Here is a 6,541-nt window from a genome sequence, read left to right on the forward strand (position 1 = left end):
AACAGGGGTTCGAATCCCCTTGGGGACGCCATATAAGGCAACCGATAACAAGCGTTATCGGGCGTTAATAAAAAGGCGGTGAGAAATCTCACCGCCTTTTTTGTTTCTGTCATTACGCATTCTCTTTACTAAGTCATTACGCTCATTGATAATCAACCCATGTTTTTCAATGGTGAGCATCATGACTGTAAACGTTCCTTCAGTGAAGTCCTATCTCCTAACCTTTATGTTCAGAAACACTCTCCGCCAGCTGTTAGGATTATTAATGCTATCTTTGCTTGTGTCTATTCATTCAGTACAAGCGGATGAGAAAAAAGCGGCATCTTTTGCCTCGGAATTTGAAGCACTTACGGAAGATAATCTTCCTCAATATGTCAGCCAGATGAGTCAGCGTTATTACAATCAGGTGGAACTGCTAAAAAAGTATTTTGATCTCTACCAACAAAGAAACGATCCCAGAGGATTTAATGTCTGGCATCTGCGAGGCTTTTCACCGAGCTTTAGTTTGTTAGATGCTGAGAATCAGCTGGTTGCGGCCAGTAACCAGAAGTTTTTGGCTGAGCGGCCTGAAAAGGCACTAACCACGATTTTTGCCGAGCTTAAGGAAGTTTCTGTCAATCTTATGCTGTCTTTCCGTGATAATGATCCACAAGCCTACAAAGCGGCTAATGCTATGGTAAAAGATCACAGTGCGCAGATTGCGATACTGCTTGAATCTCATGGTCTTGATAAAGAGATTCGTGGGGTCTCCCTTAACTAACGCACCTTTCGCAGCATAAAGATGCCTATGCCGGCAAAAATGATGGTTGGCAGTGATGCCGCAAGCCAGGGCAAAACACCAAACACCAGCCCCATATGCTGAAAGCTCTGGTTAAATAAATGAAAACCAATCCCAACCAGAACACCTACCAGAATACGTCCCCCTATCGGTGCGGAACGTAATGGACCAAAAATAAACGGCACAGCCAAAAACACCATTACTGCTGAACTCAGCGGCATCATGATTTTGCTCCAGAATGCCAATTGATATTGACCAACAGCCTGATGATTGGATTTAAGGTAGGAAACGTACTCAATCAGACTCCATACCGGTAAAAACTCTGGCGGGACAACGACCACATTCAACATGCCAGGATTGAGCTTGGAACGCCATTTAGCGCGTTCTATCGCTCTGACCTCCACGCCATTTTCATCAATTGTGCTTTGCACCACATCAAACATCAGCCATTCATTATTATCGTAACGGGCCTCTCTGGCTTTAGTAACAATCCTCAATTGATGCTTATCATCGAATTCGTAGACCTTAACCCCTTCAAAACGACCATCGCGATGTATCCGTTCGATATGGTTGAAATGGTTACCATCGCGGGTCCAGAAACCAAATTCTGATTGACTTCCTTCAGTTCCGGTTTGTGCGGAGGTTTGCACCTGCAAGGCTTTTTGTTCAGTAATAGGCCTGATCAATTCACCAAGAACGACAGCGATAATCATTAAAATACCGGCGACAATCAAAACAGCTTTGTTAATGTCTTTTACCGATACGCCTGCCGAACGCATTGCCACCAATTCACTTTGCGACGCCAATGTCCCCAGACCAATCACGCTCCCCAGCAAAGCAGCAACAGGCAGTAATTCATAGATTCGCTTCGGCATCGACAGTGCTAAATAAGTCAGTATATCCAGTAATTGATAATCACCTTTACCCAGGTCATCCAGCTCGGTAATAAAATCCATAAAGGTATACAGCGACATTAATACCACCAGTACCAAAGCGGTACTGCCTAATATGGTTTTACTGATATAGCGTTGCAGAATCATGCTGTTTTGGGTCGCTTACGTTGTTGCCAGAATCGTTTGAGTTTCAGGCGATTTTGTAACATCAGCATAATGCCAATCATCAAAAGATGTACCCAGATCGCCCCAATCCACGGAGCCAGATCGCCCTTTTCTACCCACGCTCGGGTCACGCCTAATAAATTGCTGTAAATCACATAGACCAACACCGCCGGGAAAAATCCGGCATAACGTCCCTGCCTTGGACCAGTGTGCGCCAGGGTGATGGCTATTACACTCAAAATGATCGTCATGACGGCACTGGAAACCCGCCACTGAATTTCAGCCAGATCCTGAGGTTCTCCACGCTCCCATAACACCGCAGTGGGTAGAGATTTATGTTTTTCGCGAACCTGGACCGACTCGCCACGTTCAATCAACATGCTATGCGTTGCGTATTCAGCAATGCGGAAATCCAAATCACCGGCATTACCCTCGTAACGATAGCCGTCTTCCAATACCAGGTATTTATCACCGGTTTCAGATTCAATATCAAAACGTCCACGCTCAGCTCTGAAAATTAAGGGTTTTTCATCACGATGAATCTCAATAAAGATGTTTTCCATGTGGGTTTTATCTTCACTGAGCTGTTGTGAATAAAAGGTCCAGTCGCCGTTCTGGCTTTCCTTAAAACTCCCCGCGACCAAACCTGTAGTATTGGCAGCAATCTTGGCTTTCTGTTCGATTTCATAGCGACCTGATAAGACATCTGGAACAATCAGTAATGCCAGAACGCCTGTAATAATCGCCATTGTACCGCTGAAAACAACCACATTGCGTAATATACGATTACCATCAATTCCACAGGCCGCGATCACCGTCAGTTCGTTATCAGAGCTCATACGTGACAAACTGAGCAATACCGCTAAAAATGTACCAATCGGCAGTAAAATGGATAATGCGCCAAAGGAATTCAGCCAGAGCAAATTGAAAATGACTTCTGCCGGTAAATTACCCACAGCCGCCTGAGCCAGATAGCGGGCAAAACGCGTCGCCACGTAAATCAGCCATAGCACACCGATGACGGCTGTCAGAGAAATTAAAAACTCTCGCAGCATATATCGGTCTATCAGGCTGAAACGCTCAACAAATATTCGTCTTAGGGCGGGCATTATTCAGTGGTCTTCGTTAGAATAGGCAGTCAGTTCACTGCAATAAAAAGCGCAGTCTAAACCATCTACATCAACAGGAGAAATCCATGCAGTATTTTGTGACCAAAGATGTTTTGCCAACACAGTCAATCGACTGTATTGCCGTCGCCGTTTTTGAAGGCAACCAACTAAGTCCCGCAGCGGCTACATTAAACACGGCAAGTAAAGGAATGATTCAACGCGTAATCGAACGTGGCGATATCAGTGGCAAACCAGGTCAAACAATGCTGCTACAGGATATTGAAGGCATTTCCAGCCCTAGAATATTGTTGGTTGGTTGCGGAAAATTCGAAAAAACCAGTGAAAATGATTTTAATGCAGCCTGTATTGCGATGGCCAAATGGTTAAACGAAAGTGCTGCCACACAAGCGGTCAGCTGTTTAGCAGAAACACCTGTCAAAGAACGCAGTACTGCCTGGAAAATTCGTCAGACGATTATCAATACTGAAACCGCTTTATATCGCTACAGTCAGACAAAAAGTCAGTTTAAGCCGGTTGAAAAACCGCTTACCCGACTGGGCTTTATGGCTAGCGAAGCAGATATTGATACCCTTGAAAAAGCTTGTGATACTGGAGCAGCCATTGGCAGGGGCATGAATCTGGCACGTGAACTCGGTAACCTGCCGGGTAATATCTGCACCCCAACCTACCTCGCAGAACAAGCCATAAAATTAGGACAGGATTTAGATAACCTGGTCGTTGATGTACTTGAAGAAAGTGATATCGCTGAATTGGGTATGGGTTCATTCCTGTCGGTTTCACGCGGCAGCCGTGAACCAGCAAAACTCATTACCCTGAATTACGGTGGTGGTGGCGACAGTAAACCTATTGTTTTGGTTGGCAAAGGCCTGACCTTTGATGCCGGTGGTATTTCGCTCAAACCTTCTCAGGGTATGGATGAAATGAAATACGACATGTGTGGTTCCGCCAGCGTACTGGGTACCATACAAGCCGTTGCCGAACTACAGCTACCCATTAATGTTATCGGTGTGATTCCAAGCTCAGAAAACCTGCCCGATGGCGATGCCAACAAGCCCGGTGATGTGGTAACAAGCATGTCCGGTCAAACCATTGAGATTCTGAATACTGATGCTGAAGGTCGTTTACTGCTGTGTGATGCCCTGACCTACAGCGAACGTTTTGATCCCGACACCGTTATCGACATTGCCACCTTAACCGGTGCGATTATTGTAGCGTTAGGCAGCAATGCAACGGGTTTAATGGCAAACAACCAGGATCTGGCCGATGACCTGCTTAAAGCTGGCAATGATAGTTTCGATCGGACATGGCAATTACCGTTATGGGATGACTATCAGAAACAACTGGACAGTAATTTTGCCGATATCGCCAATGTCGGCGGTAAAGAAGCTGGCAGTGTAACAGCGGCCTGTTTCCTGTCCCGTTTCACTGAGAAATTCAAATGGGCACATCTGGATATTGCCGGTACCGCCTGGAATGGCGGTAAGGAAAAAGGCGCAACTGGCCGTCCAGTGCCATTATTGATGCAATATATTCTCAACCGCCTGGAAGGCTGATAGTTCGTTCATGACTAAAGTCAGTTTTTATATTTTAGCTACAACCGATCCGCTTGACCGACAGCAATTTGCCTGTCGGCTGGCGGAAAAGGCTTATCTTCAGGGTCATCAGGTGTTTATTAATACTGAAGATCAGAATCAGAGTGAAGCGATGGATAAGGCTTTATGGGCTTTTCGCCCAGACAGTTTTGTACCGCACCAGATTTTTGCAACGGATAACAAAATCGAAGCACCGGTATTAATCAGCCATGAAAACACTGCCCCACCCAAATTAATGGATGTATTAATCAATTTAAACCCGGCTCAGCCACTTTTTTTTAGCCAGTTTGAACGGCTGGCAGAAATTATTAATGGCGATGAAGAGATCAAAAAACAAGGACGCGTTCGCTATCAGTTTTACAAGGATCGTGGCTATCATCTGGATACGCATCAAATAAACAATTAAGACAATCCGGCTCACTCATGACCGGGCACACATTAAGCGGGTATAATGCCCGCTTTTCTTTTTCCGAACAGATAAACGCAGAGACGCATGGACAAAACCTATAATCCCGATGCAATAGAACAACGCTGGTATCAACAGTGGGAACAAAACGGCGAATTCAAACCTTCTGGTGAAGGCACGCCCTACTCCATTATGTTGCCGCCGCCAAATGTCACCGGCAGTTTGCATATGGGTCATGGGTTTAATAACACCATAATGGATTTGCTGACCCGTTATCACCGCATGAAAGGGGATAACACGTTGTGGCAACCGGGTACTGATCATGCCGGTATCGCCACACAGATGGTGGTCGAACGACAGTTAAATGCCGAAGGCAAAACCCGCCATGATTTAGGCCGTGATGCATTTATTGATCGGGTCTGGGATTGGAAAGGCGAATCCGGTGGCAATATTACCCGTCAGTTACGCCGTCTTGGTTCTTCTCTGGACTGGTCTCGTGATCGTTTCACCATGGATGACAACTTGTCGGAAGCCGTGAAACATGTGTTTATCAAACTACACGAAGAAGGCCTGATCTATCGCGGCAAACGACTGGTGAACTGGGATCCGGTATTACATACCGCCGTATCTGATCTGGAAGTATTATCAGAAGAAGAAGCCGGCCATTTATGGCATTTCCGTTATCCTTTAACCGATGGCAGCGGTCATCTTGTAGTCGCCACTACCCGTCCTGAAACCATGCTCGGTGATACGGCCGTGGCAGTACATCCCGAAGATGAACGCTATAAACACCTGATCGGCAAAACCATCACCCTGCCATTAGTTGGCCGTGAAATTCCAATTATCGGTGATGATTATGTTGATCCGGAATTTGGTAGTGGCTGCGTCAAAATCACCCCAGCCCATGATTTCAATGATGCCGAAGTCGGTAACCGTCATAACCTCGAACAAATCAATATTCTGACCATTGATGCCGCCATTAATGACAATGCGCCGGAAAAATATCGTGGACTGGATCGCTATGCAGCCCGCAAACAAATTGTTGCTGATTTCGAGGCTTTAGGCTTACTGGAAACCATTCAGGACCACAAACTGATGGTGCCACGTGGTGACCGTTCCAATGCCGTTATTGAACCATTATTGACCGATCAGTGGTATGTCAAAGCCGATGTGCTTGCAGCTCCAGCAGTTGAAGCGGTGCAGTCAGGCAAAATCAAATTTGTCCCGGCCAACTGGGATAAGACCTTTTATAACTGGATGGATGGCATTCAGGACTGGTGTATTTCCCGGCAAATCTGGTGGGGACACCGCATCCCTGCCTGGTACGACGAACAAGGCAATATTTATGTCGGTCACGATGAAGCCGATGTGCGCCAAAAACACCAATTAGCGGACTCTGTTGCGCTGAGACAGGATGAAGACGTTTTAGATACCTGGTTCTCTTCTGCCTTATGGCCCTTTTCCACCCTGGGTTGGCCGGCTGATGATGCGGCATTGAAAACCTGGTACCCGACCAGTGTCTTGGTCACCGGTTTTGACATTATCTTTTTCTGGGTTGCCCGGATGATGATGATGGG

The 6,541-nt window shown here is 46.2% G+C and carries 6 protein-coding genes; 4 read left to right on the forward strand and 2 right to left on the reverse strand.

Annotated elements, in window-relative coordinates; genetic code table 11:
- Positions 1-181 precede the first annotated feature (181 nt).
- The gene (locus B3182_RS06425) at positions 182-760 is read left to right on the forward strand and encodes a hypothetical protein (protein ID WP_292741912.1); all 579 of its coding nucleotides are present in this window, start codon (positions 182-184) and stop codon (positions 758-760) included.
- Here the strand turns inward: B3182_RS06425 and lptG are convergent.
- Together lptG and lptF are read right to left on the reverse strand one after the other, a co-directional pair.
- Entirely contained in the window at positions 757-1,818 is a 1,062-nt protein-coding gene (lptG, locus tag B3182_RS06430) for an LPS export ABC transporter permease LptG (RefSeq protein WP_292357587.1), read from the reverse strand. The two genes, B3182_RS06425 and lptG, sit on opposite strands and share 4 nt — an antisense overlap.
- Positions 1,815-2,945, reverse strand: coding sequence for an LPS export ABC transporter permease LptF (lptF, locus tag B3182_RS06435; protein ID WP_292357588.1), 1,131 nt, complete (start codon positions 2,943-2,945; stop codon positions 1,815-1,817). The genes lptG and lptF overlap by 4 nt, the downstream gene beginning before the upstream one ends.
- A gap of 86 nt (positions 2,946-3,031) precedes the next feature.
- Here lptF and B3182_RS06440 point away from each other — a divergent pair, with 86 nt between their 5' ends.
- The 3 genes from B3182_RS06440 to B3182_RS06450 form a co-directional block, all read left to right on the forward strand.
- Positions 3,032-4,519, forward strand: a complete 1,488-nt coding sequence (locus B3182_RS06440) for a leucyl aminopeptidase (RefSeq protein WP_292357589.1) — start codon at positions 3,032-3,034, stop codon at positions 4,517-4,519.
- 10 nt (positions 4,520-4,529) lie between these two features.
- On the forward strand, positions 4,530-4,964 hold the full coding sequence (locus B3182_RS06445) for a DNA polymerase III subunit chi (RefSeq protein ID WP_292357590.1): 435 nt from the start codon (positions 4,530-4,532) through the stop codon (positions 4,962-4,964).
- A gap of 87 nt (positions 4,965-5,051) precedes the next feature.
- The coding region (locus B3182_RS06450; RefSeq protein WP_292752042.1) for a valine--tRNA ligase at positions 5,052-6,541 on the forward strand (1,490 nt) is incomplete at its 3' end.

The organism is Methylophaga sp. UBA4204 (assembly GCF_002379485.1).
In the GTDB taxonomy this organism is placed as follows: Bacteria; Pseudomonadota; Gammaproteobacteria; order Nitrosococcales; family Methylophagaceae; genus Methylophaga.

Coding starts and splice junctions, on each gene's coding strand:
- B3182_RS06425 (WP_292741912.1), top strand. CDS start 182: ATGACTGTAAACGTTCCTTCAGTGAAGTCCTATCTCCTAACCTTTATG.
- lptG (WP_292357587.1), bottom strand. CDS start 1,818: ATGATTCTGCAACGCTATATCAGTAAAACCATATTAGGCAGTACCGCT.
- lptF (WP_292357588.1), bottom strand. CDS start 2,945: ATGCCCGCCCTAAGACGAATATTTGTTGAGCGTTTCAGCCTGATAGAC.
- B3182_RS06440 (WP_292357589.1), top strand. CDS start 3,032: ATGCAGTATTTTGTGACCAAAGATGTTTTGCCAACACAGTCAATCGAC.
- B3182_RS06445 (WP_292357590.1), top strand. CDS start 4,530: ATGACTAAAGTCAGTTTTTATATTTTAGCTACAACCGATCCGCTTGAC.